Here is a 26,093-nt window from a genome sequence, read left to right on the forward strand (position 1 = left end):
TTCCAGGTCAAGTTCGCCGCCGGTGCCGCGCTGAGCTCCGGCGACCGCCCCGACGTGCTGGTGGCGATGAACCCGGCGGCGCTCAGCGCCAACCTCGCCGACGTCCGCCCGGGCGCCACCCTGATCGTCAACAGCGGCGCCTTCACCCCCGCCAACCTGGCGAAGGCCGGCTACGCCGCCAACCCGCTCGACGACGACAGCCTCGCGGGCTACCGCCTGCTCGCGGTCGACATGTCGGGCCTCACCGCGACCGCGCTCGCCTGCTGCGGCCTCGGCCGCAAGGAGACCGAGCGCTGCAAGAACTACTTCGCCCTCGGCATGATGCTCTGCCTCTACGGCCAGACGCCCGAGCGCGAGATCGAGTCGATCCGCGCGCGCTTCGGCGAGCGCGACCCACGCGCGGCCGAGGCCAACGTGATCGCCCTGCGCGCCGGCTACGGCCATGCCGAGGCCTCCGAATGGTGGGCCGAGGTGCCCCACGTGTCCCCCGCTCAGCTGCCGCCCGGCACCTACCGCAGCCTCACCGGCAACCAGGCGATCGCGCTCGGCTGCGTCGCTGCCGCCCAACGCGCCGGCCTGCCGCTGTTCCTCGGCTCCTACCCGATCACGCCGGCCACCGAGATCCTCCACGAGCTCGCGGCGCTGAAGCATCTCGACGTCACCACCTTCCAGGCCGAGGACGAGATCGGCGGCATCTGCGCGGCGATTGGCGCGGCCTGGGGCGGCGTGCTGGCGCTCACCACCACCTCCGGCCCGGGCATGTCGCTGAAGGCCGAGGCGCTCGGCCTCGCGGTGATGCTCGAGCTGCCCCTGGTGGTGGTGAACGTGCAGCGCGCCGGGCCATCGACCGGCCTGCCGACCAAGGTAGAGCAGTCCGACCTGCTGCAGGCGATCCACGGCCGCCACGGCGAATGCCCGCTGCCGGTGATCGCCGCGCGCTCGCCGGCTGACGGTTTCGACTGCGCGCTCGAGGCCTTCCGCATCGCGGTGAAGTACATGACGCCGGTGATCCTGCTGAGCGACGGCGGCATCGCCAACGCCGCCGAGCCCTGGCGCATCCCGACGGTCTCGGACCTTCACGGGCCGGAGGTGCGCTTCCACACCACGACGGCGGACTTCGCCCCCTACGCCCGCAACGCCGAGCTCGCACGACCCTGGGTGCGGCCCGGAACCCCCGGGCTGGAGCACCGCATCGGCGGGCTGGAGAAGGACTTCCTCAGCGGCAACATCTCGCATGTGCCGGCCAACCACCAGCGCATGGTCGAGACGCGCGCGGCCAAGGTCGACGGGGTCGCCCGCGAGATCCCGCCCACCCGGGTCGACGGCGCCGCCGACGCCGCGCTGCTGATGCTCACCTGGGGCGGCACCTGGGGTGCGGCGACCCAGGCCCGCGCCGCCGCCGAGGCCGCCGGCAAGGCGGTGGCGCACGTCCATCTGCGCCACCTCAACCCGCTGCCGCCCGATCTCGGCGACATCCTCCAGCGCCACCGCACCGTGCTCGTGCCCGAGCTCAACCTCGGCCAGCTCTCGCTGCTGCTGCGCGAACGCTACCTGCGCGAGGTGGTGCCGCTGTGCAAGGTGCAGGGCCGCCCCTTCATGGTGGAGGAAATCCTGCACCGCATTCTCGAACTCGCCTGAGGAGGCCTGCGCCATGAACCCGGCCATCGAACACCCGCTGACGCGGAAGGACTTCGAGAGCGACCAGGCGGTGCGCTGGTGCCCCGGCTGCGGCGACCACGCGCTGCTGAACCAGATCCAGAAGCTGCTGCCCACGCTCGGCATCCCGCGCGAGGACTTCGCCTTCGTCTCCGGCATCGGCTGCGCCAGCCGCTTTCCCTACTATCTCGACACCTACGGCATGCACGCCATCCACGGCCGGGCGCCGGCGATCGCCAGCGGCCTCAAGCTCGCCCGCCCCGAGCTGTCGGTGTGGGTGGTGACCGGCGACGGCGACGCGCTCGCGATCGGCGGCAACCACTTCATCCACGCCCTGCGGCGCAACGTCGGCATCCGCATCGTGCTGCTCAACAACCGCATCTACGGCCTCACCAAGGGTCAGGCCTCGCCCACCACCGAACTCGGCGAGCACACGAAATCGACCCCGCTCGGCAACGTCGATCGGCCCTTCGACCCGGTCGCGCTGGCGCTCGGCGCGGGCGCCACCTTCGTCGCCCGCGCGCTCGACACCGACCTCGCCCGCCTCGGCGAGGTGCTGCGCCGCGCCGCCCTGCACCCGGGCACCGCCTTCGTCGAGGTGCTGCAGAACTGCAACATGTTCGCCGACGGCAGCTACCGCGCGCTCACCGACCGCGCCACCCGCGACGAGGCGCGCATCGTGCTCGAGCACGGCCGGCCGCTGGTGTTCGGCGCCGCGCGCGACAAGGGCATCCGCCTGCGCGGGCTGCAGGCCGAGGTGGTCGCGATCGGACCGGAGGGTGCGCGCGAGGACGAGCTGCTGGTGCACGACGAGCGCGCCGACGGCGGCGCACTCGGTTTTCTCCTCGCCCAACTCGCCGCGCCCGGCTTCCCGGTGCCGCTCGGCGTGTTCCGCGCGGTCGAACTGCCGAGCTGCGAGGCCCGCCATGCCGGACTCGTCGCCGCCGCCCAGGCGCGCCATGGCCGCGGCGACCTGCAGACCCTGCTCGCGGGCGGCAACAGCTGGGAAATCGGCTAGGCTTGGGGCCTCACGCACTTCCCCGGAGGCCCGCTTGTCCGCATCGATCCCGATCCGCTACGTCGAACCCGTGTTTCGTCCGCCGAGCGAGGCGGATTCGCTGATCCTGCCCGTCACCGACGGCTGCTCGTGGAACAAGTGCAGCTTCTGCGAGATGTACACCGCGCCGCAGAAGGCGTTTCGCGCGCGCGACGAGGTCGAGGTGATCGACAGCATCCGCCGCACCGGCGAGCGCTTCGGCGCTCGGGTGCGGCGCGTCTTCCTCGCCGACGGCGACGCCCTGGTGCTGCCGACCCGCCGCCTGCTCGCCTACCTCGAGGCGATCCGCGAGCACCTGCCCGCGGTGCACCGGGTGTCGAGCTACTGCCTCGCCCGCAACCTGAAAAGGAAGACCGTCGCCGAACTGAAGACGCTCGCCGACGCCGGCCTCAAGCTCGCCTACCTCGGCGCCGAGTCGGGCGACGACGAGGTGCTGGCGAGGGTGGACAAGGGCGAGAGCTTCGACTCCACCCGCGCCGCGCTCGACAAGCTCGGCGAGGCCGGCATCACCCGCTCGGTGATGATCCTCAACGGCCTCGGCGGCGAGGCGCTCAGCGCGCAGCACGCCGACAATTCGGCGCGGCTCGCCAACGCCACCCAGCCCGAGTACCTGTCCACCCTGGTCGTGACCCTGCACGACGAGGGCCGCCGCTTCCTGCAGGCCTGGCCCGACTGGCGACCGCTGTCGCAGCAGGGCCTGTTCCGCGAGATGGAGCGCTTCCTCGCGCAGCTCGAGCTGGAGCGCACCGTGTTCCGCTCCGACCACGCCTCCAACTGGCTGGTGCTCAAGGGCACCCTCTGCGCCGACAAGGCGCGCCTGCTCGCCCAGGTGCGGGCCGCGCTCGCGGACCCCGCGGCCGCGTCGCTGCGACCGTCCTGGATGCGCGGCCTTTAGCCGCGCCGGGACGTATCATTGCCCTCGTCCAACGCAAGGAAAGCCCGATCATGAGCCAACTTTTCTCGCCCCTCGAAGTGGGCGGCCTGCACCTGCCCAACCGGATCGTCGTCGCGCCGATGTGCCAGTACTCGGCGGAGGACGGCCGCGCCACCGACTGGCACCTGATCCACCTCGGCCAGCTCGCGCTGTCGGGCGCCGGCCTGTTGATCATCGAGGCCACCGGCGTAGTGCCGGAAGGTCGCATCACCGCGCACGACCTCGGCCTCTACTCGGACGACACCGAGGCCGCGCTCGGCCGCGTGCTCGCGGGCGTGCGCAAGTACTCCGCGATGCCGATCGGCATCCAGCTCGCGCACGCCGGGCGCAAGGCTTCGAGCCAGGCGCCGTGGGACGGCGGCCAGCTCGTGACGCCGGCCGAGGGCGGCTGGCAGACGGTCGCACCGTCCCCGCTCCCGCATGCGCCGGGCGAGGCGTCGCCGGCCGAGCTCGACGAGGCGGGCCTGGCGCGCATCCGCGAGGGCTTCGTCGACGCGGCGCGGCGTTCGGCGCGGCTCGGGATCGACCTCATCGAGCTCCACGCGGCGCACGGCTACCTGCTGCACCAGTTCCTGTCGCCGCTGTCGAACCACCGCATCGACCGCTTCGGCGGCAGCCTGGAAAACCGCTGCCGCTTCCCGCTCGAGGTCTTCGACGCGGTGCGCGCCGCGGTGCCGCCCACGCTGCCGGTGGGGGTGCGGATCTCGGCCACCGACTGGGTCGAGAACGGCTGGGAGATCGAGCAGAGCATCGCGCTGTGCCAGGAGCTCGAACGCCGCGGTGCCGCCTTCATCCACGTTTCCAGCGGCGGCCTGTCGCCGCGGCAGCAGATCCCGATCGGCCCCGGCTACCAGGTGCCGCTCGCGGTCGAGGTGCGCCGCAACATCGAGATCCCGGTCATCGCGGTCGGCCTCATCACCGAGCCGGAACAGGCCGAGGCGGTGATCGCCTCCGGCCAGGCCGACATGGTCGCGCTCGCCCGCGGCCTGCTCTACAATCCGCGCTGGCCGTGGCATGCGGCGGCGAAGCTGGGCGCCGAGGTGAGTGCACCGCGCCAGTACTGGCGTTCGCAGCCGGCGGGTCAGAAGTCGCTGTTCGGCGCGGTCCGCATCGGCCAGCGCTGACGCGGCGTGCGGCGCTTCGGCGGGGTCGGATACTGCAACGCAACATTAACTTGACTTTGAGGTGTTCGTCTCTATAATTCAGGTCATGTTGCAACGCAGCAAAAAGAGCGCCCGACGGTTCACCCGGGTGACTTTGACGATTCGACCCCAACTCAAGGAAGCCCAATGAACGCCATCAACACCCCCGAGCAGATCGCCGCCGCCAGCAAGAACAACGTCGAGACCATTCTGGCCCTCGCCAACGCGGTCTTCAATCAAGCCGAGCGCCTCACCGCGCTGAACCTGAACACCGCCCGCGCCGCGCTGGAAGACGGCGTCGCCGCCGCCAAGTCGGTGCTCGCCGCGAAGAACCCGCAGGATCTCGCCGGCCTGCAGTCGTCGCTGACCCAGCCCGCGATCGAAAAGGCCGTGGCCTACAGCCGCAGCGTCTACGAGATCGCCAGCGAAGGCCAGCAGGAAGTCGCCAAGCTGTTCGAAGTCCAGGTCGGCGAGTTCAACAAGAACGTCGAAGCCGCCCTCGAGAAGGCCGCGAAGAGCGCGCCCGCCGGTTCCGAGCCGATGTTCGCTGCCGTCAAGTCGGCTCTCGGCGCCGCCAACAACGTCTACGACAGCGCGACCAAGGCCTCCAAGCAGGTGACCGAAATGGCCGAAGCCAACCTGGCCGCCGCCACCGAGGCGACCGTGACCGCCACGACCAACGCCGCCAAGGCCACGACCGCCAAGAAGTAATCGGTCTCGCGCCAGCGCGCGCCGGGGCAACCCGGCGCCGCAGCAGCATGGAAGAAGCCGCCCGGCCACCAGCCGGGCGGCTTCTTCCGTTTACGCGCGTGTCGCCGCCCGCCTCATTCGGGTGCCATTCCGGCCGCTGCGCGGGCGCGCTGCTTGGCGGCGACGAAATCACCGCGCGGGATGTAGAGCAGATCGCCGAGCTTGAGCATCAGGTGGTTCTCGAGATGGCTCAGTTGGCCGTCGGCGAAGGCAACCTGCCACAGGTACTCGATCATGTGGAGCTTCTGCTCGATGCTGAAGCCGCGGTTGAGCTTCGAGGTGAAGCCGTAGAGGTCTGGCGCATCCTGCGAGGTCGTCTCCGCGAGCTCGAACAGGCGTTCGACCTCGTCCTCGCCGAGGCCGAACTTGACGCGCAGCCCGGCGATCGCGGTTTCGCGTTCGGCCCGGCTGCATTCATGGTCGGCACGCATCACCTCGACCAGCAGCACCGCGGTGGCCAGCTGCAGGGTGTGCTCGCCCACGGCGGCATCGGACGCGGGTGAGGGGGCGGCGAGGGTATCGAAGAGCTGTTTCAGGGTCTTGAGCATCGGTCTGGCAGGGCGAGGTCGTCATTCGGTCAGTGCGTGCGCGGGCGCGGGAGTTCCCGCCGCCTTCGCCTCAGCGGGTCCACGCCCGCTCGATGAGCGCGCGCTCGTCGTCGGTGTCGAGCGCGCCCCCCTTCATGCGGGCGCCGAGGAAATCGTCGACCGCCTCGTGCAGGCGATCGCTCGCGGTCTGGTAGCCACCGGCCGCCGCCGCCGCCGGTTCCTCCGCGCGGAAGGCGAGACGCCACGCACCGTCGGCCTCTCGGCAGGCGATGCCGATCTCGTAGCCGGCGTCGGGCGCGCTGCGGGTGAGGCCGTACTCGCGGCAGACCCGGTCGTCGCGGTCCTCGAAGCTCGCCATCAGTTCGACGCTCGCCTCGCCCAGCGGCAGCACGCGGCCGCTGGGCGCCGTCTCCAGCGCCACCATCAGGCCCTCGGCGCGGATGATCTCGCCGGGCTGTGCGACCAGGCCGGTGGTCTCGGCGGGCGGCAGCAGCAGGTAGCCGATCAGGGTGCCGGCGGCAAGCAGCAGCACCGAGGCGAAGGCCGCGGCGCCGCCGCCGAAACCCGCGAAGCCGAGCCAGCCGGCAAGGCGCTCGCCGAAACTGCGACCCACGGGCTGCGAGCGCGCAGCGGGCCGGGGCCCGACCGCCGCCGCGAACTCCACAGGTGCCGCGGCCGGCAACGGCGCATTCAGGATCGCAGCGATCAGGTGCGGCGGCACCGGCTCCTCGAGCTTGGCGTCGAAGGCCTGGCGCACGCGTTCGCCGCTCTCGACCAGCGCGTGCAGCCGGGCGCGCACCGCGGGCTGTGCGGCGAGCGCGGCCTCGACCGCCTCGTACTGGTGCTCCTCGAGCTCGGCGTCGAGGTAGGCGATCAGGATCTCGTCGTCGATCCGCATCTCAGCCCGCTCCGCCGCCGAGCGCATCGGCCAGCCGTGCGCGCGCGCGCGCGAGCCGGCTCATCACGGTCCCCACCGGCACCTCGAGCGCGGCGGCGGCCTCCTTGTACGACAGTCCGTCGACGGTAATCATCATCAGCACCACCCGTTGTTCTTCCGGCAATTCCGCAATCCGCCTGCGCACGGTGCGCGCATCGCTGCGCGCCTCGACCACGACCCGGCCATCCACGCCCATCAGTTCGTCGAGGACCTCGCTGTCGGACTCGGTCTGCTGGCGCTGGCGGGTGCGGTACTCGTCCAGCCAGGTGGTCTGCAGGATGCGGAACATCCAGCTCGCCAGACTGGTGCCCGGCTGCCACTGGTGCCAGCGCTCGATCGCCTTGAGGCAGCCGGCCTGCACCAGGTCGTCGGCGGCATGCGCCTCGCCGGTGAGGCCGTAGGCGAAGCGGCGCAGACGGGGCAGCAGGCTGACGAGCTCGGCTCGCGGATCGGTCGTCGACATGCGGTCTCTCTCATGCCGATAACGCGCCGGGTGAGCGCTTATTCCATCGGCGGGGCGGAATTCTCTGCGCGGACGCGCGTTGTGTTGCTGAAGGCTGCCGTATGTGCGGCCTCGTCGTGCGATAAATTCTATCATCCAGATCCCCGCTCCCCGCGGCGCCTGCCCCGGCGCCCGGGCCGCCCACCCCGAGGTTTCGCCCCGCCCATGACCATCCCGCCCAGCCCCCGTCTCCGCCCTGCCGTCCTGCTGGCCATCGCGTTGCTCGCCGTGCCGATGCTCGGACTGCCGCCCGCGACCGGCCTGTCCGCGCTCGCCCTCGCCGACGATGGCGACGGCGGCGCCGCCGGGGGTGGAGGCGGCGGCGGCGCAGGGGGCGACGGCGGCTGGGAACCCGACTACGACGTGGTCGACAGCGCGCCCGACGGTGCCCCCGAGACCTTCATCGCCAACGAGATCCTCGCCCTCGATCCGTCACCCGCGGCGCTGCGGCGCGCCACCGCCGCCGGCGCCACCGTGATCGAGCGCATCCGCGCCACCAGCCTGTCGCTGCAGGTGGTGCGCCTGCGCCTGCCGCCCGGGCTGGACGCGAAGACCGCGCGCGAGATCCTGTCCGAGCGCGACCCGCGCACCTTCGACCTGCACCATCTCTACCGACTCGCCGAGCCCGCGGACGAAGCCGCCTGCGGCGGGGAAGCGTGCGCGCCGCTGCGCCTCATCGACTGGCCGCAGGACACGCGCGAGTGCGGCCGCGGCCAGTCGATCGGCATCGTCGACACGGCGGTGGAGGCGCGCCATCCCGCGCTTTCCGGGGCCGAACTGCGCCAGCGCCGCTTTCTCGACGAAGGTGCACAGGCGGCGACCGCGGAGCACGGCACCGCGGTCGCCGCGCTGCTCGTGGGGCGACCCGACAGCGGCTTTCCCGGTCTGCTGCCGCGCGCGCGCCTGCTGGCGGCCGCGCCCTTCTACGAACTCGCCTCGGGCAGCGTCAGCGCCGACGCCGCCGGCCTGGTGAAGAGCATCGACTGGCTGGTCTCGCAGGGCGTAAAGGTGATCGGCCTGAGCCTGGCGGGACCGAGCAACCAGGTGCTCGACGCCGCGGTGCAGCGCGCCGCGGCGAAGGGGGTGGTGATCAGCGCCGCCGCCGGCAACGGCGGGCGCAACGCGCCACCCGCCTATCCGGCGGCGCTCGAGCGTGTGCTCGGCGTCACCGCGATCTCGACCGACGGCCGCATCTACTGGCGCGCCAACCAGGGCGACTACGTGGATTACGCCCTGCCCGGGGTCAAGCTCTGGACCGCCGACCTCGGCGGCGGCGGCAAGGCGCGCAGCGGCACCTCCTTCGCCGTGCCCTTCATGGTCGCCTTCGTGTCGCAGTCGCTCGCCCAGCGCAGCGCCGCACGCGAGGCGATCTTCCGCGGCGAGGCGGGCGCGGTCGTCGATCTGGGGGCACCGGGGCGCGATCCGGTGTTCGGCTGGGGCCAGCCGCGCTTCGTCGGGCGCTGCCGCTAGGACAGCAGCGCCCGGCTCCGGATCCGCCGGCCGCACGCCACCGCGACCGGGCTCACTCGGTGGCGAGCCGCTCGAGTACGCGCGCGATCCGGGTTTCGCTCGCCAGCTCACCCGGCAACGCGGCCGACAGCACCAGCTCGCGCGAGCTGCCGCCGTCGAACCAGGTGCGGCGCACGTAGTGGCCGAGCGCGGGCGAGTAATCCCAGCTCAGGGTCTGCACCGGCAGGAAGAAGCCGGCGCGATAGGCGCTGCAGCGCACGTGGAAGGTCTCGAAATCGCCCGCGGCGACGTAGGCCATGCGCGCATCGACCACCTCGCAATCCCAGCGGAAGTCCACGCTACGGGTGTTGCCGGTGGCGGGCCAGAAGGTCCGGCGCGTCTCCTCGAAGCTGAGCTTCTTGCCCACCTCGAGCGGCCACAGCCCCTCGGGCCGGCCGCTGATCGTGCTCGAGACCCGCTGCCCGGCGTGCTCGTAGGCGAGGTGGGGCACGAAGAAGTCGCGCGTCGCGCGATAGCGCTCGCCGTCCTCGGTGGTCCACTCGATGCCGTCGCGGCCGACCGCCGCCACCCGGCGCACGGTCTTGCGGCCGAACACGAAGGTGTCGCCCCTGCGGTAGGCGGGACGCAGCGCCGGCGCCAGGCTGGCCGGCACCGGGCGGGTGTCGAACGTGCTGCGGACGTCCTCGAACATCGCGCCAGCGTCGAAGCCGACCGCGGGCAGCCTGGCGCAGGCGCCGAGCAGGGCTGCGGCGGCACAGGGAATGGCGGCCAGCCGGAACAGGTTCATCGGGCGCGGCTCCTCGACGGGATGGAAGGAATCAGGAGCCCGCCGGGTCGCCGCCGGGCTCGATGCACGGACGGTAGTCTACGTCGAATGCGCGCGCGATATGCACCATCACCGCCGCCTCGGCGATGCGGCGCTGGGCGAACTGCGGGCCTTCCTTCGCCGAGCGCGAAAAGTCGAGCTCGAACTCGCGATCGCCATCCTCCACCTGCAGGTTGAAGCCGGCGTTGCGCGAGGACACCGCGACGCTGATCGCCGACGCATGCACCACCCGGCCCTGGCGGCTGGAGACGAAGTCGCCGGCGATCACGTCGAAGCTTTCGCGCCCGCCGATGTTGATGCCGAAATCCGACAGCAGGGCGTCGAACATCGCGCCGGTACGCCCGACCTCCTGGTCGTCCTGGGTCCACGCCCCGGTCAGCACCAGGTGATTGGGGTTACCGCGGTCGGCCTTGGTCGTGCTCGCGGTCACCGCCTGCACGCGCCGGCTGCCGATCTTGTTGATCGCGGTGTGCAGCCACCACTTCCCGCCGCTGCTCAGCCGGCGCCCGTCATAGCGCTCGGGCACGGTGAGGTCGTCGATATGGTCGACATAGACCATGATCGGCGCCTTGCGCGTGCGGTCGATGCGCTTGCCGAGGCAGCTCAGGCCGAGCGAATAGTCGGTGTCGACGTCGGTGATCGCGCGCCGGTCGAGGCCGGGGCGGTCGTTGGTGAGGGTGGTTGCGCAGCCGCTCAGCGTCAGGACGCCGATCGCGGCGGTGGCGAGCATCAGCTTGTGGTTCATGGCTTTCTCTCTCGTTCGGTTCGGCGCCCCGCGCGGAAGTGAATCGGGGCCGCTCGAACCGACAACGCGCACGATCGCGATTTATTCCCGACACCGTGCACGGCGCCACCGGGCGCCCGCCGCGGAGGCTGCCGGCGCGAGCGAACTGTGAGACCCTATCGCTTGCAAACGACAACGAAAGGAAGGCGATCCGATGAAGACTCCCCGCATCCTGCTGCTGGCCGCCGCGCTCGCGTTCGGCCTGTCGAGCGCCACCGCCGGCGCGGAGACCCGCGTCACCTACAAGGCCGCCAAGGCCGGCACGTCCTACTACCAGATGGCGGTGCAGATCGCCGAGGCGGTGAAGGCCGGCACCGGCGGCGACATCATCGTCACCGTGGAGGAGAGCCAGGGCTCGGTGCAGAACGTGATGGAAGCGGCCGGCCGCGGCGCCAACTACATCTTCACCTCGCCGCCCGAGCTGGTGGCCAAGGCGGTACGGGGCGAGAAGCCCTTCGAGCCGAAGGAAGCCGCCTTCGACAAGATCCGCGGCCTGTTCCCGATCCCTTCGCTGACCATGCACTACGTGGTGCGCGAGGACGCGGGCGTGAAGACCTTCGCCGACCTCGCCGGCAAGAGCTTCGTCACCGGCAAGGGCTCCTTCGGCGCCACCGAGGCGGTCAAGCACCTGAAGCTGTTCGGCCTCGAGGGCAGGGTCAAGGTCATCGACATCGAGCTCTCCGGCGCCGGCGCGGCGATGAAGAACCGCCAGGTCGACGGCTTCGCCACCTCGAGCTCGTGGCCCGCGCCGAACGTCATCGAGGCCGCCGCCGGCACGCCGATCCGGCTGCTGTCGATGAGCGAGGAACAGCTCGGGCAGACCGGCAGCACCCGCATCACCATCCCCGCCGGCACCTATCCCGGCGTGGATTACGACGTCGCCACCACCTCGCTGCCGGTGATCGCCTACGCGCTCGCCGACATGGATGAGGCCACCGCCTACCAGCTCACGCGCAGCTACTGGGCGGGCCGCGACGGCATGGGCAAGGCCAACGGCTGGTGGGCCGGCGTCACCCCCGCGCTGCTCGACAACGTCCCGGTGAAGCTGCATCCGGGCGCGCTTAAGTATTACGCCGAAGCCGGCATCCCGGTCCCCGAACGCTTGAAATAAGCCGCGCATCACGCGACACACCGCAACCGGGCGCGCGACGGACGCATCGTCCCGCGCCCTTTCCGGCTTTTCACCATGCAAGACACCCCCCTGACGCCGCGTCCCGGCCCGGCCCACCCGGCGCTGCACGCGCTGATGCTGGCGCTCGCCTTCGCCTCGGTCGCCTACCACCTGTGGCTGGTCACCGCCGGCCTGATTCCGAACCTGACCAGCCGGCCGCTGCACATCATCAGCGTGCTGCCCTTCGTCTTCCTGTTCGCCGCCCGCCCCGCGCACGGCTGGCGGCGCGGGCTCGACCTCGTCCTGCTGTTCGCCGGACTGGCGGCCTGCGGCTACATCCTGTTCAACCAGGAGATGCTCGACGCCCAGTACGGCCGCCTGCGCGGCCCGCTGCAGCATGCCGTGGCCTGGCTGCTGATCCTGCTCGCGCTCGAGATGGCGCGCCGCCAGGTCAAGCTGGCGATGCCGACCGCCGCCGCGCTGACCCTGCTCTATGGCCTGTTCGGCCAGCACCTGCCGGGCGAGCTCGGCCACGGCGGCATCCCGCTGGCGAGCTTCCTCGGCACGCTGACGATCACCGAGGGCGGGCTGTGGGGCTCGCTCACCGGGGTGTCGGCCGAGATCGTCGCGGTGTTCGTGATCCTCGGCGCGGTGATCGGCGCCGGCGAGGGCGGCAAGGGCTTCATGGCGGCCTCGGTCGCGCTCGCCGGGCGGCTGCGCGCCGGCGCCGCCAAGGTATCGGTGCTGTCCTCGGCGCTGTTCGGCTCGATCTCGGGCTCGGCCTCCGCCAACGTCGCCTCCACCGGCGCGATCACCCTGCCGACGATGAAGCGGCTCGGCTATCCGCCCGCCTTCGCCGGCGCGGTCGAGGCGGTCGCCTCCTCGGGCGGGCAGATCATGCCGCCGGTGATGGGGGCGGGCGCCTTCATCATGGTCGAGCTGCTGCGCACCACCTACGGCACCATCCTGATGGCCGCGCTGCTGCCGGCGGTGCTCTACTTCTGGGGGGTGTGGGCGGGCTGCGACCTGTACGGCAGGCGCTACGGCCTCGAGCCGATGAAGGCGGAGGAGATTCCGCCCTTTGCCCGCGTCGTGCGCCTCGTGCTGTTCTTCCTCGTCCCCTTCGCGACCCTGCTCGGCCTGCTCTTCCTGTCCGGCACCACCCCGCAGTACGCCGGCGGCGTCGCTACCGGCGCCGCCGCGCTGCTGCTGCTGTTCGACGAGCGCCTGCGCCCCTCGCTCGCCCGCTGGCGCCACCGCCTGGCGAACGCGGCGATCGACTCGGCGCGCCAGATCGCCACCATCGCCTCGATCATCCTGTGCGCCGGGCTGATCATCGGCGTGCTCAACATGACCGGCCTCGGGGTCAAGATCACCTCGCTGATCATCGGCCTGTCGGGCGGCAACCTGTGGGGCGCGCTGCTGCTGACCGGCCTCGCCTGCCTGATCCTCGGCATGGAGGTGCCGACCACCGCCGCCTACGTGATCTGCGTCGCGGTCGCCGGCCCGGCGCTGATCGAGCTCGGCGTCGATCCGCTGCAGGCCCACCTCTTCATCTTCTGGTTCGCCCTGCTGTCGACGATCACCCCGCCGGTGTGCGGCGCGGTGTTCATCGCCGCCGGCATGGTCGACGCGCCCTGGTTGCGGGTGGCCTGGCACGCGATCACGCTCGGCATCGGGCTCTACCTGATCCCGCTCGCATTCATGGCCAATCCGGCCCTGATCGCGCTCGAGTCGGCGCCGCTGCTGGCGCTGCTCGCCGGTGCCAAGATCGGCCTCGGGATCTGGCTCGTCAGCCGGGCGCTGATCCTCCCCGCGCCGCTCGCGCGCCGCGCGCTGCACCTGGCGGGCGGCCTGGCGGTGATCTTCGTCGGCGGCTTCTGAAGGCGCGCGGCGCTCAGCCGCCTGCCGGCGCGCGGTAGCCGGCGGCGAGGCGCGCGAAGCCGGCAAGCTGGGCGTCGATCCAGTCCTGGCCGCGGCCGAGTTCCTGAGCCATCAGCGTCGCCACCGCCGGCGCCACCGCGAGGGCGAGCGCGGCGTCGAGGAAGAGCGCACGGTGGCGACGGGCGAGCACGTCCTCGACCGTGTGCGCGAACTCGGCGCGCACCGCGTGGCGCACTTCCGCTTCGGTGAGGCTCAGGCCCGCGAGCAGCAGCCGGCGGGCGCCAGGCAGACGATCGACCTGCGCCCGTTCGCTGCCGTAGCGGTCGTCCGCTGCCGGCGCGCCCGGCGCCGGCGCGCCGTGCAGGCGCAGGGTGGCGGTGGGCGAGGCGCGCCACGGCAGGCCGGCGCGCGCGGCGGCGACATCGACGGCCTCTTCCGCCATGCGCCGATAGGTCGTCCACTTGCCGCCGAGTACGCTGACCAGACCCTCGGCCGAGACCTCGACCCGGTGCTCGCGTGACAGGCGTCCGGTGTGTGCGGCGCCGTCGAGCAGCGGCCGCAGGCCGGCGAACACGCTGCGCACGTCGGCTGCGCCGGGGGCAGGCCGCAGATACGCTGCCGCGGTGGCGAGGATGAACTCGATCTCGCCGGCGAGCGCTTGCGGCTCGAGCGGCTGGTCGGCGCGCTCGGTGTCGGTGGTGCCGAGCAGGACCCGGCCCTGCCAGGGGATCACGAACAGCAGCCGGCCGTCCGCGGTGCGCGGGATCAGCAGCGCGTCGTCGCCAGGCAGGAAGTCGCGCCCGACCACCAGATGGACGCCCTGGCTGGTGCGCAGCAGGGGCGCGGCCGTGGGCTCGGCGAGGCGGCGGACCGCGTCGGCCCACACCCCGGCGGCATTGATGACGATGCGCGCGGCGACGCGGAAGCGCCCGCCGCCGAGCGTGTCGCGCAGTTCCACCCCGCATACGCGGCCGCCGTCGACGACCAGGCCGGTGGCGGCGCAGTAGTTCAGCACGGTGCCGCCGAGCGTGTGCGTGGTGAGGGCAAGCGCGAGCGCGAGGCGCGCGTCGTCGAACTGCGCGTCGCAGTAGGCGATGCCGCCGCGCAGGCGGTCGGGATTGAGGGTCGGCAGCGCTGCCAGCGTGTGCGCGCGGTCGAGCCGGCGGCTGTGGCCGATCGCCGCCGCGCCGGCGAGGCGCTCGTAGGCGCGCAGGCCGACTCCGTACAGCGCCAGCTCGTGCCAGCGGTAGGCCGGCACCACGAAGCGCAGCGCATGCACCAGATGAGGCGCGTTGGCGAGCAGGCGGGCGCGCTCGGCGAGCGCCTCGCGCACGAGGGCGAGATTGCCCTGCGCGAGGTAGCGCACGCCGCCGTGGATCAGCTTGGTGGCGCGCGAGCTCGTGCCCTTGGCGAAGTCGTGGGCGTCGACCACCAGCACCCGGTAGCCGCGCGCGGCCGCGTCCACCGCGCAGCCGAGGCCGGTGGCGCCGCCGCCGATCACGACCATGTCCCATGGCTTCGACTCGCGCAGGCGCGCGAGCAGGACGGGACGCGCGCGAGCCCCCGGCGCGCGCCTCAAGGCGCGCCGTCCTCCGCTTCGGCCCAGCCCTTGGCCCGCGCCAGAGCACGCCCCCAGCGCGCGATCGCGGCCTCGCGCGCGGCCTCGCCGAGCGCCGGCGCGAAGACCTTGTCGGCCTGCCAGCGTTCCGCCAGCACCTCGAGAGCAGGCCAGATGCCGACCGCCATGCCCGCCATGCAGGCAGCGCCGAGTGCCGTCGTTTCGAGCAGGCGCGGGCGCAGCACCGGCACACCGAGGAGGTCGGCCTGGATCTGCATCAGCAGGTCGTTGGCCGCCGCCCCGCCGTCGACCCGCAGCTCGCGCAGCGGCCCGGCGCCGTCGCGCGCCATCGCCCCGACCAGGTCCACCGTCTGCAACGCGATCGCCTCGAGCGCGGCGCGCGCGATGTGGGCGGCGCCGGTGCCGCGCGTGAGACCGAGCAGGGTGCCGCGCGCCCACGGATCCCAGTGCGGCGCACCCAGCCCGGTGAAGGCCGGCACCAGCACCACCCCGCCGCTGTCGGGCACGCGCGCGGCGAGCGCCTCGATCTCGGTCGCGCTGCGCACCAGGCCGAGCGCGTCGCGCAGCCACTGCACCACCGCGCCACCCATGAACACGCTGCCTTCGAGCGCATAGGTGGCGCCCTGCGGCCCCGACCAGGCCACCGTGGAGAGCAGGCGGTTGCGCGAGGCGAGCGGCGCGCCCCCGGTATTCATGAGCAGGAAGCAGCCGGTGCCGTAGGTGTTCTTCGCCATCCCCGGGCTGAAGCAGGCCTGGCCGAAGCTGGCCGCCTGCTGGTCGCCGCCGATGCCGGCGATCGGTACCGCGGCGCCGAACACCGCCGGGTCGGTCTCGCCGCACACGCCGATGCTGTCGACCACCCGCGGCAGCACCGCTGGGGGAATGCCGAAGCGTTCGAGCAGGCGCTCGTCCCAGCGCCGGGTGTGGAGGTTGAAGAGCAGGGTGCGCGAGGCGTTGCCGGGATCGGTGAGATGCAGCCGGCCGCCGCTCAGGTGCCACACCAGCCAGCTGTCCACCGTGCCGAAGGCGAGCTCGCCGCGCTCGGCGCGCACGCGGGCGTCGGGCAGGTGCTCGAGCAGCCAGGCGAGCTTGGTGGCGGAGAAGTAGGGGTCGAGCTCCAGCCCGGTGCGCGCGCGCAGCTCCTCGGCCCAGCCCTCGGCGCGCAGGCGCTCGCACGCGGCGGCGGTACGGCGGTCCTGCCACACGATCGCCGGCGCCAGCGCGCGGCCGCTGGCGCGCTCCCACAGCACCGTGGTCTCGCGCTGGTTGGCGATGCCGAGCGCCGCCAGCTGGCCGGCGGCGAGCCCGGCGGCGGCGAGCGCTTCACGGGCGCAGGCGAGCTGGCTGGCGAGGATCTCCGCCGGATCGTGCTCGACCCAGCCGGGATGGGGGAAATGCTGGCCGAATCCGCGCTGGGCCTGGCCGCACACCCGTCCATCCGCGTCGAACACCATCGCGCGCGAGCTGGTGGTGCCCTGGTCGAGGGCGAGCAGGTAGGACATGCGCACTCCGTGAGCGGTACCGATGACGACGATCAGACCACGTTTCGCCACCGGCGGCGAGCCGCGGCGCAGCGTCGTGCATGCGGCCGGGCGAAAACGCCGGCGGATCAGGGATGGCGCCAGTAGGCGTGCGACTGGAAGCGGGCGTCCCGCCACCACGCACTGCGGCTCACCTCATGACGGAAGTTGCGGGTGCCGGCCTGCGATTCGAGCGGGCGCAGCACCTCGCCGACGGCGTCGCGGTGGGCGAGCCGATCCTCGTCCTCCGGCACCACCGCGACGATGTGGCCGGAGCGGTTGAGGTCCTTGCGCCTGGCGACGACGAGGCAGACCTCGCCGGCGTTGGCCGCCGCCTGCAGGCTGCTGAGGTCGAATTCGCGATGCCAGCCGAAGCGCGTGCCATGCTCCTCGAGCCAGTCGTGGAGCGCGTTCGCGTTGAGTTCGCGCACGGTGTCGCCGTATGCGACCGCCACCGATTCGCCGAGCGCGATGCGCTGCAACGCGCGGTCGGTCCACCACACCCGCGGCAGATAGGCGCCGGCGAGGTAGCAGTAGTCGCAGGCGTAGATGTTGCAGTAGGTGCTGCCGCCCTTGGGCCGGTAGCGAAGATGGGCGGGCGCCGCGACGTCGAGATAATCGACGATCTCGCGCAGCATCGCCGCTCGTCCCGCCGCGCTCGCCGCGCGCCGCCGTGGCCGGTCCGGCTCACCCAGCGGATAGGCCCGGCCACCGTCGCGCGCGCGAATGACGTCGGCGCGGTTCTCCTCCATGTGGACCGCCGGAATCGCCGGCAGGGCGGGGGCGGGTGCCGCCTCCGGCGTCGCCGCGCGCGCGCGCGCGGGCAGCTCGGCGAGGTAGCGTTGGGCGACATGGCCCTCGCGCAGCACCCGGTTGACCACAACCCTGACCTTCACCCAGCCGGCGCTGTCCGCCTCGCCGCACAGTTCGACCTCGCTGCCCTGATTGAGGGTGGCGATCCACGTCGCCGGCGAGACCTGGGGCGCGGAGCGCAGGTTGAGCTGGGCGGGCACCACGCGATGGGTGGGCGTCAGCGCCGGACCCGCGCCGGGCGCCACCGGCAGCAGTTCGCGCAGCGCGCGGCGCGCCTTCTCGAGCAGTTCGCGGCGCGCGGCGAAACCGTTCAGTCCGCCGTTGATCGCGCGCGTGATGCCATGCAGGTCGTCGATATCGGCGAGCGCGTTGAGGCCACGGCGATTCCAGAAGAATACGGCCGAGCGCGCACAATGCCGGCCGGCGACCGCGTCCGGGTCGGCGAGCACGTCCTCGCCCACCCAGCGCCCGAACTCACGGTAGTTGTCGCGGCCGGTGAGCTGGATCAGGCCGCGGCCGCGGTAGCGCCAGCCGTCGCCGCTCGCCGGGTCTCGATTGCCCATGCGGCTCGCGTAACAGGCGTTGGCGATCGCCTCCGGCTTGCGCTGCAGTTGCAGCGCGGCGGCATTCGGCTTGATCCGGCTGCGTCCGCCGACCATGACCCGCAGGTAGGCGCCGCTGGCGTCGCGGGCGCCGAAGCGCGCCGGCCAGGTGTTGGCGAGCCCGTCGGCGCTGTAGTTCAGGTTCTCCTCCACGTGTTTGAGGTGACCCGACTCGTGCACCACCTGGGCGAGGAAATGGGCGATCCGCAAGGGAGTGTCGATCCCGTGCTGCGCCATCGCGGCATTGAGCGCCTCGAGGTGGCGGTCGGCGTTCGCCCGGGACACCCCGAGGCGGGTGAGCACTTCGCTCGTGATCGGCATCTTGTTCTCCCCTGCGGGCGGATCGGCCGCCACCGCTCCGCGACCCGCGCGCGGACCATGCGATTTCAATCAAGACCAGGGCGCGCCGATTTGCAAGCCGTCGCCGCGCCCGCCGTCCCACCGACGGCGGCATAATGAGCTTCCACGCGGCAGGGAGCGAAGGGAGGCGGCGCATGGCTCGATCGATCGGTACCCGGCTCGCGCAGGCGGGCGCGCTCGCCCTCGTCGCGGTGGCGGTCGCGCTCGCCCTGCTGCCCGGCAGGAGCGCCGCGCAGGCGAGCATCGTCTGCGCCGAACTCGGGGATCCCGACCTCACGCGTGCCCTGATCGAGGGCGATGCGGAGATCTCCCGCTTCGAGATCGTCACCCCCGACTTCCTCTGGGACGCCCCCGGCCAGGCCGAGAGCCGGCGCTTTCCGCCGGCCAAGAGCGACGTTTCGCCGAACCTCGCCGGCCGCGACGATGTCTATCTGCGCAGACTGGACGACGCCGGTGGCCAGCTGCGGGTGCTCGACTTCGGCGTGCGCGAGCCCGACGCGCTCGCACTCGAGGGCCTGCGCGGTTCGCTCGTGTTGCACGAGGCCTTCCAGAATCGCCGCGCGATCGGCTCGCTGTTCTACACCGGCAGCGACAACCGCCTGGCGGTGACCGCACTCGAGTGCCAGCGCTTCGACGCGCCCTGAGGCTCGACGCGGGTGAGTGGCCGCTTGCGGCTAGAATGTTTGCGACAAGCCTTCCGGGCGGCGCGCCTGCCTCGCGCCGCACGCCGGACCGCGCGGCAGCGCCTTCGACCGACGAGACAGATGCCCCACAAGAAGATCCTCAGCGCCATCGCACTCATCCTTTCCGCAAGCGCCGTCTGCGCCCAGGGCACGCAGCAGGTCGAGGGCTGCCAGATCCGGCGCGGCACCTTCTGCGTCAAGCTCAACCTGAACGGCGTCGAGCTCAGCGGGGCCAACCTCGCCAACTCGCAATTCACCGAATCCAGTCTGGTGGGGGCGAAACTGGTGGGCACCAGCTTCCGCGAGGCGATGCTGACCGGTACCGACTTCAGCGAAGCCGACCTCAGCGGCGCCTCGCTGTTTCGCGTGAAGGCGCGCAAGGCACGCTTCACCGGCGCCACGCTGGACGGCGCCGACCTCACCCGCGGGCTGTTCCAGAACGCCGATTTCAATCGTGCCAGCATGTCCGGCGCGATCCTCGCCAACGCCGACTTCAGCAATGCCCGGATGGAAGGCGTGCGCCTGGACGGCGCCGACCTGCAGCGCGCCAACCTGCGCGCCGCGGACCTCAGCGGCGCCTCGCTGCGCGGCGCCCGCCTGCAGGGGGCGAACTTCAGCCGCGCCAACCTGACCGACGCCGACCTGACCGGCGCCGAGATCGAGCAGGCCGACTTCGGCGGCGCGCGCACCACCGGCTGCACCGGCTGCCCCTGAGCACACGCAGCCGGCGCGCACTTCCCGCCCTGGGCGCGGTCCCAGGCAGTGCACACCTTCGAGCCCAACCCGCGGAGACCGACCATGAGCCGCACCGAAACCGACAGTCTCGGCCCCGTCGAAGTGCCGAGCGACGCCTACTGGGGCGCCCAGACCCAGCGTTCGATGACCAACTTCGCGATCGGCGAGGAGTCGATGCCGATCGCCGTCGTCCATGCGCTCGCACTCGTCAAGCAGGCCGCCGCCCGCATCCACGGCCGTAGTGGCGCGCTGCCAGCCGACATCGCGGCGCTGATCGAGCAGGCCGCCGCCGAGGTCGCCGCCGGCCGCCACGACGCGCAGTTCCCGCTGCGGGTGTGGCAGACGGGCAGCGGCACGCAATCGAACATGAACGTCAACGAGGTCGTCGCCGGGCGCGCCAACGAGCTCGCCGGCGCCGGGCGCGGCGGGAAGTCGCCGGTGCATCCGAACGACCACGTCAATCGCGGCCAGAGTTCCAACGACTGCTTCCCGACCGCGATGAGCATCGCCGTTGCGGGTGCGGTGCGCGACCGCCTGCTGCCGGCGCTGGCCGAGCTGTCCGCCGGGCTGGCGGAGCAGTCGGCACGCCACATGGGGCTGGTGAAGACCGGCCGCACCCACATGATGGACGCCACCCCGATCAGCTTCGGCCAGGAGTTGTCGGCCTTCGTCGCCCAGCTCGGCTATGCCGAACGCGCGATCCGCAACGCCCTGCCGGCGGTGTGCGAGCTCGCCCAGGGCGGCACCGCGGTCGGCACCGGGCTCAACGCTCCGGCGGGCTTCGGCGCCGCAATCGCCGACGAGCTCGCCCGCCTCAGCGGCCTGCCGCTCACCAGCGCGCCCAACAAGTTCGCCGCCCTTGCCGGCCACGAGCCGCTGGTGGCGCTGGCGGGCGCACTGAAGACGCTGGCGGTGGCACTGATGAAGCTCGCCAACGACCTGCGCCTGCTCGCCTCCGGCCCGCGCGCCGGGCTCGCCGAGGTGCGGCTGCCGGCCAACGAGCCAGGCAGCTCGATCATGCCGGGCAAGGTCAATCCGACCCAGTGCGAGGCCTTGTCGATGATCGCCTGCCAGGTGCTGGGCAACGACGCCACGATCGGCTTCGCCGCGAGCCAGGGCCATCTGCAGCTGAACGTGTTCAAGCCGGTGATCGTGCACAACCTGCTGCAGTCGATCCGCCTGCTCGCCGACGGCTGCAGCAACTTCCAGCGCCACTGCGTCGCCGGCCTCGAACCCGACGCCGCGCAGATGGCGACCCACCTCGACAACGGGCTGATGCTGGTGACCGCGCTCAACCCGCACATCGGCTACGACAAGGCGGCGCAGATCGCGAAGAAGGCGTGGGCAGAGGGCAGCACCCTGCGCGCGGCGGCGCTCGCGCTCGGCTACCTGAGCGAGGCCGAGTTCGATGCCTGGGTGCGCGCCGAGGACATGCTCGGTGACTGAAGCCCGGAGCACGCCGGCGAGCGGCTGGAAATGTAAGCGCTGGTGTTGCGGCGCGGCCGTGCCCAGGGCGGGAAAAGCCCCTTCCGCGTCAATGGGCTGGACCGACCCGCGCGGCGGCGCGCTTGCTTACCCCCTGTAACAAATGGCGCGTCGCCGGGGGATCTTCGGGCGGCCGACACGGTCACAATCGGCACGAAACAACGTGCGCGCCCGGCGCACCAACCCCTGAATCCCGCAAGGAGATCGTCATGAAGATGCGCACCCTGATTCCCGCCCTGCTGCTCGCCGTCGCCGCCACCGGTTGTTCCACCTGGGAAGGCATGTCCTCGCGTGAAAAGAGCGCCGCGGTCGGCGCAGGCGTGGGCGGCGTGGCCGGCGCGGTCGTGACCGACGGCGGTGTGCTCGGCACCGTGGGTGGCGCCGCGATCGGCGGCGTCATCGGCGACCAGGTCGGCAAGAACAAGTAAGCCCGCGGTCCGCCCCCGCGGGCGGCCCTGCTCCCGTTTCTCCTCCCCTCCGGCGCGCCCGCCCCAATCAGGCGCCGCGCCGCGTTTTCGTCAACGCCGGCCCTGCTGTTCGCGCTCTTCGCGCGCCACCGCCGAAAGCTCGCGCAGATACCAGGCCGCATAGCCGAAGCCGGCCGCCGCCACCAGCGCGGTGAACAGCAGCTGGCCCTCGAAGGCGACGCCGGCCGCGAGATTGACCAGCACCACGTAGCCGAGATAAGCGCCCGCGACGAGCCCGCCGAGGATGCGGATCAGGGCGAAGGTCTTGCGCTGCTGCAGGGTGGGAGCGGGTCTGGCCATGGCCGCGGGTTCTCCGTGGATGAAGGGGCCGACATCATCGCAGATCGCACCCGTTCCCGGCAAAACGCCTGCGACGGCACGTAATTAATTGATAGAATTGGCCTTGTCATCCGCCGCGCCCGCCGGGCCGGCGGCTTTGCTTTCTGCGAACGCCTTCATGTCCGACACCTCTTCCGCCCATTCCCCGTTTCCGCCCGAACTCCTGCGCGACGTCGAGAAACGCCGCACCTTCGCCATCATCGCCCACCCCGACGCCGGCAAGACCACGCTCACCGAGAAGCTGCTGCTGTTCGGCGGCGCGATCCAGCTCGCCGGCACGGTGAAGGCACGCAAGTCCGCCCGCCACGCCACCTCCGACTGGATGGAGGTGGAAAAGCAGCGCGGCATCTCGGTGACCAGCTCGGTGATGCAGTTCGAGTATCACGGGCACACGGTCAACCTGCTCGACACGCCGGGCCACGAGGACTTCTCGGAAGACACCTATCGCGTGCTGACCGCGGTCGACGCCGCGGTGATGGTGATCGACGCCGCGAAGGGCGTGGAGGCGCAGACGATCAAGCTGCTCGAGGTATGCCGGCTGCGCAACACCCCGATCATCACCTTCATCAACAAGCTCGACCGCGAGGTGCGCGAGCCCTTCGAGCTGCTGTCCGAGATCGAGGACGTGCTGAAGATCCAGTGCGCACCGGTGAGCTGGCCGCTCGGCATGGGCAAGGCCTTCCGCGGGGTCTATCACCTGCTGCAGGACCGCGTGCTCACCTTCGTGCCGGGCGAGGCGCGGCGCAGCGACGCCGAGGCGATCAACGGCCTCGGCAATGCCGATCTCGAACGGCGTTTCCCGTTGGAGATCGGCCAGCTGCGCGACGACATCGAGCTGATCCGTGGCGCCTCCCACCCCTTCCACCTGCCCGACTTCCTCTCCGGCCAGCAGACGCCGGTGTTCTTCGGCTCAGGCATCAACAACTTCGGCGTGCAGGAGATCCTGCAGGCGCTGATCGACTGGGCGCCGCCGCCGCAGCCGCGCGAGGCCGGCACCGCCACCGGCGGCGTGCGCGTGGTGCAGCCGGCGGAACCGGCCTTCAGCGGCTTCGTGTTCAAGATCCAGGCCAACATGGACCCGAGGCACCGCGACCGCATCGCGTTCTTTCGCATCTGCTCGGGTCGCTACAGCTCGGGCATGAAGGTGCGCCACGTGCGCGCCGGGCGCGACATGAAGCTCGCCAACGCGCTCACCTTCATGGCCAACGAGCGCGTGATCAAGGAAGACGGTGTGGCCGGCGACATCATCGGCATCCACAACCACGGCCAGCTGCAGATCGGCGACACGCTGACCGAGGGCGAGAACCTCGGCTTCAAGGGCATCCCCTACTTCTCGCCCGAGTTGTTCCGCGCCGCGCGCCTGCGCGACCCGCTCAAGTCGAAGCAGCTGCAGAAGGGTCTGCAGGAGCTCGGCGAGGAGGGCGCGATCCAGGTCTTCGAGCTCGAGGGCGGCCAGATGCTGCTCGGCGCGGTCGGCGTGCTGCAGTTCGAGATCGTCGCCCAGCGCCTGAAGGACGAGTACAAGGTCGACGCGCTCTTCGACGCCGCCGACATCCACACCGCGCGCTGGCTGACCTTTCCCGACGAACTGACCCGCCGCAACTTCGAGCGCGAGCAGTACGCCCGCCTCGGCAAGGACATCGACGGCAACCCGGTCTATCTGGCGACCAGCCGCTACAACCTGGAAGTGACCGCGGAAAAGTGGCCGAAGGTGACCTTCCATGCGACACGGGAGCACGGGCAGGTGCTGGCCTGAGCCGGCGGGCGGGGCAGCCGCTCAGCCGATCCCGCCCCGCTCGTCCGCCGCGGGCGAGCCGTCCTCCGCCTCCACCCAGTAGGCCTGTTTGTGTCCGTGCGCCTCGAAGGTGCGCGCGGCCGCTTCCGCCTCGTCCCGGCGCGCGAAGACGGCGATGGCGAAGCGGTTGTCGTTGTCGTCGAGCCGCCAGAGCACCCAGCGCGGCCCTTCGGTCGCGGGAAGGCTCACTTCCCGCTGACGGTGCCCTCGACCACCTTCTGACCCGCGGCGTAGAGCGAGATGCGCCCATCCTCGCGCTCGACGTTCATGCAACCGATGTTGCCCTTGAGCTTGCCGTCGAGCCATTCGCGGCAGTAGCGGGCCTCATCGTCGACCCACCAGCGCGCCTTGGCGCCGGTGGTATCGGTGAGCGTGCCGTCGCTGCCGAACTCGAGCGTATAGGCCGACTGGGTGCGCAGATACACACCCTTGAAGGTGGAGCCGGTGAGCAGCTTCTCGACTTCGGCCTTGTCGGTCATGAAGGACTGCGCCATCGCGCCGCTGGCGGCGCCGGCGAGGACAAGGGCGGCGAGCAGGGTGGAGGAGGTTTTCGTCATCACTGTCTTCCTGGTTGGGAGTCGGTTGCGTCCCATGATCACACAGGGAAGGGGGCGACGGCGATCAGGCGCGTGCGCCCAGCCGGCCGACGAGGCCGCGCAGGGTCTCCTGGAGGTCGGCCGGCATCACCACCAGCTTCGAACTGCCGGATTCGCCCAGCTTCTCGAGCGCGCCGATGTACTTCTCGCCGAGCAGGTACATCATCGGCCCGGTCTGGTCGCCGATGCCGGCCGACACGCGGCGGATCGACTCGGCCGAAGCTTCGGCGAGCATGACCTGGGCGTTGGCGTCGCGCTTGGCCGACTCCAGCCGCGCCTCGGCCTCGAGGATGGCCGCCTGCTTGGCGCCCTCGGCCTTGGTCACCGCGGCCTTGCGCTCGCGCTCGGCGGCAGCCTGCAGCTCCATCGCCTTCTGCATCGACTGCGAGGGCTTGATGTCCTGGATCTCGACCGACTTCACCGTCAGGCCCCAGTCCACCGCCTCGTCGGCGATGCTCTCGCGCAGCCTGGCCTTGATCTTGTCGCGCGAGGACAGCGCCTCGTCGAGCTCCATTTCACCGACGATCGAGCGCAACGTCGTCATGATCAGGTTGCGGATCGCTTCCGAGAAGTCGGTCACCCCATACACCGCCTTGACCGGGTCGGTGACCTTCACGAAGGCGATCGCGTTGGTCAGGATCACCGCGTTGTCGCGGGTGATCACTTCCTGCTCCTGCACGTCGAGGATGATGTCCTTGGTCACCAGCTTGTAGGCGACACGGTCGAGATAGGGGATCAGGATGTTGAGCCCGGGGCGCAGCGTGGCGTGGTACTTGCCCAGACGCTCGACCACCCATTCCTCGCCCTGCGCCACCAGGCGCACGCCCTTGGCGATGGTGACGACGACGAATACCAGCAGCGCGAGCGCGATTGCGAGACCTTCGGTCATGAAACGCTTTCCTTCCGTTCGTTGATTGAGATACCGCTCAGGCCTTCGCCACCTTGACGAAGCTGCCCTCGACGCTGACCACGCGTACCCGCTCGCCGGCGGCGATCGCGGTCTCCGCCATGCAGGCCCATTCCTCCGCGCCGAGCACCGGGCGCTGGAAGCGCACCCGGCCGCGCTGGAAGGGCGCCACCGCGGAAACCAGCAGACCGACCTCGCCGATCACCTCGCCCGCAGCGGTGCCGATCAGGGTCTTGTGGCGCGAGCGGCGGAACACGCGGAACCACAGCACCACCATCGCCAGCGACGCGAGGATCCACACCGCGACCTGCGCGGTCAGCGACAGCTCGCCCGCGGCGAGCAGCACGAGACCGGTGAGCATCGCGCCGAAGCCGAACCAGATGACGAAGAACGCCGGAATCGCCAGCTCCAGCAGGACCAGCACCAGCCCGGCGATCTCCCACTGCCACCATTCGATGATCATGAAATCTTCCATGCCGCGACTGTAGCGCGGCTGCGTTGCAGAAGCCGGCACGACGACCCCGCCGGTGTGACGCGCTCGGCGGCGGCGCAAAAAAAGCAGCGGCGCGCTGCACGCCGCTGCGTTATCCGGGCCAGCGTGCGGCGCCGCG

The 26,093-nt window shown here is 71.4% G+C and carries 26 protein-coding genes; 13 read left to right on the forward strand and 13 right to left on the reverse strand.

Annotation, left to right across the window (positions count from 1 at the left end):
- From BB334_RS13340 to BB334_RS13360, 5 genes are all read left to right on the forward strand, one after another.
- The coding region (locus BB334_RS13340) for a 2-oxoacid:acceptor oxidoreductase subunit alpha (protein WP_083200463.1) at nt 1-1,638 on the forward strand (1,638 nt) is incomplete at its 5' end.
- Nucleotides 1,639-1,651: 13 nt separating this feature from the next.
- Nucleotides 1,652-2,674: a 2-oxoacid:ferredoxin oxidoreductase subunit beta gene (locus tag BB334_RS13345; RefSeq protein ID WP_068808996.1), complete on the forward strand. Its 1,023-nt coding sequence runs from the start codon at nt 1,652-1,654 to the stop codon at nt 2,672-2,674.
- A gap of 34 nt (nt 2,675-2,708) precedes the next feature.
- Complete coding sequence (locus BB334_RS13350) at nt 2,709-3,608, forward strand: radical SAM protein (RefSeq protein WP_068808997.1); 900 nt, start codon at nt 2,709-2,711, stop codon at nt 3,606-3,608.
- A gap of 50 nt (nt 3,609-3,658) precedes the next feature.
- Nucleotides 3,659-4,771 carry an NADH:flavin oxidoreductase/NADH oxidase gene (locus BB334_RS13355; protein ID WP_068808998.1) on the forward strand — a complete coding sequence of 371 codons (1,113 nt, stop codon included), beginning with the start codon at nt 3,659-3,661 and terminating at the stop codon, nt 4,769-4,771.
- Between the two features lie 165 nt (nt 4,772-4,936).
- On the forward strand, nt 4,937-5,500 hold the full coding sequence (locus BB334_RS13360) for a phasin family protein (protein ID WP_068808999.1): 564 nt from the start codon (nt 4,937-4,939) through the stop codon (nt 5,498-5,500).
- Between the two features lie 113 nt (nt 5,501-5,613).
- On the opposite strand, the gene BB334_RS13365 is transcribed toward BB334_RS13360, so the two are convergent.
- The 3 genes from BB334_RS13365 to BB334_RS13375 all read right to left on the reverse strand — a co-directional run bounded on the left by BB334_RS13365 (nt 5,614) and on the right by BB334_RS13375 (nt 7,487).
- Nucleotides 5,614-6,087: a tellurite resistance TerB family protein gene (locus tag BB334_RS13365; protein ID WP_068809000.1), complete on the reverse strand. Its 474-nt coding sequence runs from the start codon at nt 6,085-6,087 to the stop codon at nt 5,614-5,616.
- Nucleotides 6,088-6,157: 70 nt separating this feature from the next.
- Nucleotides 6,158-6,985, reverse strand: a complete 828-nt coding sequence (locus tag BB334_RS13370) for a hypothetical protein (protein WP_068809001.1) — start codon at nt 6,983-6,985, stop codon at nt 6,158-6,160.
- Nucleotide 6,986: 1 nt separating this feature from the next.
- Nucleotides 6,987-7,487 carry an RNA polymerase sigma factor gene (locus BB334_RS13375; RefSeq protein ID WP_068809002.1) on the reverse strand — a complete coding sequence of 167 codons (501 nt, stop codon included), beginning with the start codon at nt 7,485-7,487 and terminating at the stop codon, nt 6,987-6,989.
- A gap of 204 nt (nt 7,488-7,691) precedes the next feature.
- Between BB334_RS13375 and BB334_RS13380 the strand changes: the two genes are divergently transcribed.
- Nucleotides 7,692-8,996: a S8 family serine peptidase gene (locus BB334_RS13380; protein WP_068809003.1), complete on the forward strand. Its 1,305-nt coding sequence runs from the start codon at nt 7,692-7,694 to the stop codon at nt 8,994-8,996.
- Nucleotides 8,997-9,048: 52 nt separating this feature from the next.
- On the opposite strand, the gene BB334_RS13385 is transcribed toward BB334_RS13380, so the two are convergent.
- The gene (locus tag BB334_RS13385) at nt 9,049-9,783 is read right to left on the reverse strand and encodes a hypothetical protein (RefSeq protein WP_068809004.1); all 735 of its coding nucleotides are present in this window, start codon (nt 9,781-9,783) and stop codon (nt 9,049-9,051) included.
- Nucleotides 9,784-9,814: 31 nt separating this feature from the next.
- Entirely contained in the window at nt 9,815-10,567 is a 753-nt protein-coding gene (locus tag BB334_RS13390; protein WP_068809005.1) for a hypothetical protein, read from the reverse strand.
- A 193-nt stretch (nt 10,568-10,760) separates the two neighbouring features.
- Between BB334_RS13390 and BB334_RS13395 the strand changes: the two genes are divergently transcribed.
- Together BB334_RS13395 and BB334_RS13400 are read left to right on the forward strand one after the other, a co-directional pair.
- A complete protein-coding gene (locus BB334_RS13395) occupies nt 10,761-11,717 on the forward strand; it encodes a TAXI family TRAP transporter solute-binding subunit (RefSeq protein ID WP_068809006.1) in 957 nt (318 codons plus the stop codon).
- Nucleotides 11,718-11,792: 75 nt separating this feature from the next.
- The gene (locus BB334_RS13400) at nt 11,793-13,601 is read left to right on the forward strand and encodes a TRAP transporter permease (RefSeq protein ID WP_198531256.1); all 1,809 of its coding nucleotides are present in this window, start codon (nt 11,793-11,795) and stop codon (nt 13,599-13,601) included.
- A 13-nt stretch (nt 13,602-13,614) separates the two neighbouring features.
- Here BB334_RS13400 and BB334_RS13405 read toward each other — a convergent pair whose 3' ends face one another.
- The 3 genes from BB334_RS13405 to BB334_RS13415 form a co-directional block, all read right to left on the reverse strand.
- The gene (locus BB334_RS13405; protein WP_068809007.1) at nt 13,615-15,180 is read right to left on the reverse strand and encodes a glycerol-3-phosphate dehydrogenase/oxidase; all 1,566 of its coding nucleotides are present in this window, start codon (nt 15,178-15,180) and stop codon (nt 13,615-13,617) included.
- The gene (gene glpK, locus BB334_RS13410; protein WP_068809008.1) at nt 15,177-16,682 is read right to left on the reverse strand and encodes a glycerol kinase GlpK; all 1,506 of its coding nucleotides are present in this window, start codon (nt 16,680-16,682) and stop codon (nt 15,177-15,179) included. The genes BB334_RS13405 and glpK overlap by 4 nt, the downstream gene beginning before the upstream one ends.
- Before the next feature lie 107 nt (nt 16,683-16,789).
- A complete protein-coding gene (locus BB334_RS13415; RefSeq protein ID WP_068809009.1) occupies nt 16,790-18,436 on the reverse strand; it encodes a glycoside hydrolase family 19 protein in 1,647 nt (548 codons plus the stop codon).
- Nucleotides 18,437-18,609: 173 nt separating this feature from the next.
- Between BB334_RS13415 and BB334_RS13420 the strand changes: the two genes are divergently transcribed.
- The 4 genes from BB334_RS13420 (at nt 18,610) to BB334_RS13435 (ending at nt 21,806) form a co-directional block, all read left to right on the forward strand.
- A complete protein-coding gene (locus tag BB334_RS13420) occupies nt 18,610-19,119 on the forward strand; it encodes a hypothetical protein (protein ID WP_068809010.1) in 510 nt (169 codons plus the stop codon).
- Between the two features lie 120 nt (nt 19,120-19,239).
- Nucleotides 19,240-19,872 (forward strand): pentapeptide repeat-containing protein, encoded by a 633-nt coding sequence (locus BB334_RS13425; RefSeq protein WP_068809011.1) that lies wholly within the window; start codon nt 19,240-19,242, stop codon nt 19,870-19,872.
- Nucleotides 19,873-19,956: 84 nt separating this feature from the next.
- Nucleotides 19,957-21,339 (forward strand): class II fumarate hydratase, encoded by a 1,383-nt coding sequence (locus tag BB334_RS13430; protein ID WP_068809012.1) that lies wholly within the window; start codon nt 19,957-19,959, stop codon nt 21,337-21,339.
- A 248-nt stretch (nt 21,340-21,587) separates the two neighbouring features.
- The gene (locus BB334_RS13435) at nt 21,588-21,806 is read left to right on the forward strand and encodes a glycine zipper 2TM domain-containing protein (RefSeq protein WP_068809013.1); all 219 of its coding nucleotides are present in this window, start codon (nt 21,588-21,590) and stop codon (nt 21,804-21,806) included.
- Nucleotides 21,807-21,896: 90 nt separating this feature from the next.
- Here BB334_RS13435 and BB334_RS13440 read toward each other — a convergent pair whose 3' ends face one another.
- The gene (locus tag BB334_RS13440) at nt 21,897-22,145 is read right to left on the reverse strand and encodes a hypothetical protein (protein ID WP_068809014.1); all 249 of its coding nucleotides are present in this window, start codon (nt 22,143-22,145) and stop codon (nt 21,897-21,899) included.
- 157 nt (nt 22,146-22,302) lie between these two features.
- On the opposite strand from BB334_RS13440, the gene BB334_RS13445 reads away from it, so the two are divergent.
- Nucleotides 22,303-23,940 carry a peptide chain release factor 3 gene (locus BB334_RS13445; RefSeq protein ID WP_068809015.1) on the forward strand — a complete coding sequence of 546 codons (1,638 nt, stop codon included), beginning with the start codon at nt 22,303-22,305 and terminating at the stop codon, nt 23,938-23,940.
- 21 nt (nt 23,941-23,961) lie between these two features.
- Here the strand turns inward: BB334_RS13445 and BB334_RS13450 are convergent, their stop codons facing one another.
- From BB334_RS13450 to BB334_RS13465, 4 genes are all read right to left on the reverse strand, one after another.
- On the reverse strand, nt 23,962-24,168 hold the full coding sequence (locus BB334_RS13450) for a hypothetical protein (RefSeq protein ID WP_068809016.1): 207 nt from the start codon (nt 24,166-24,168) through the stop codon (nt 23,962-23,964).
- On the reverse strand, nt 24,165-24,536 hold the full coding sequence (locus BB334_RS13455) for a hypothetical protein (RefSeq protein WP_068809017.1): 372 nt from the start codon (nt 24,534-24,536) through the stop codon (nt 24,165-24,167). The genes BB334_RS13450 and BB334_RS13455 overlap by 4 nt, the downstream gene beginning before the upstream one ends.
- Before the next feature lie 64 nt (nt 24,537-24,600).
- Nucleotides 24,601-25,464 (reverse strand): SPFH domain-containing protein, encoded by an 864-nt coding sequence (locus tag BB334_RS13460; RefSeq protein ID WP_068809018.1) that lies wholly within the window; start codon nt 25,462-25,464, stop codon nt 24,601-24,603.
- Nucleotides 25,465-25,501: 37 nt separating this feature from the next.
- Nucleotides 25,502-25,945, reverse strand: a complete 444-nt coding sequence (locus BB334_RS13465; protein ID WP_408646457.1) for an NfeD family protein — start codon at nt 25,943-25,945, stop codon at nt 25,502-25,504.
- Between the last annotated feature and the right edge of the window lie 148 nt (nt 25,946-26,093).

This window comes from Thauera phenolivorans, assembly GCF_001696715.1.
Classification (GTDB): domain Bacteria; phylum Pseudomonadota; class Gammaproteobacteria; order Burkholderiales; family Rhodocyclaceae; genus Thauera; species Thauera phenolivorans.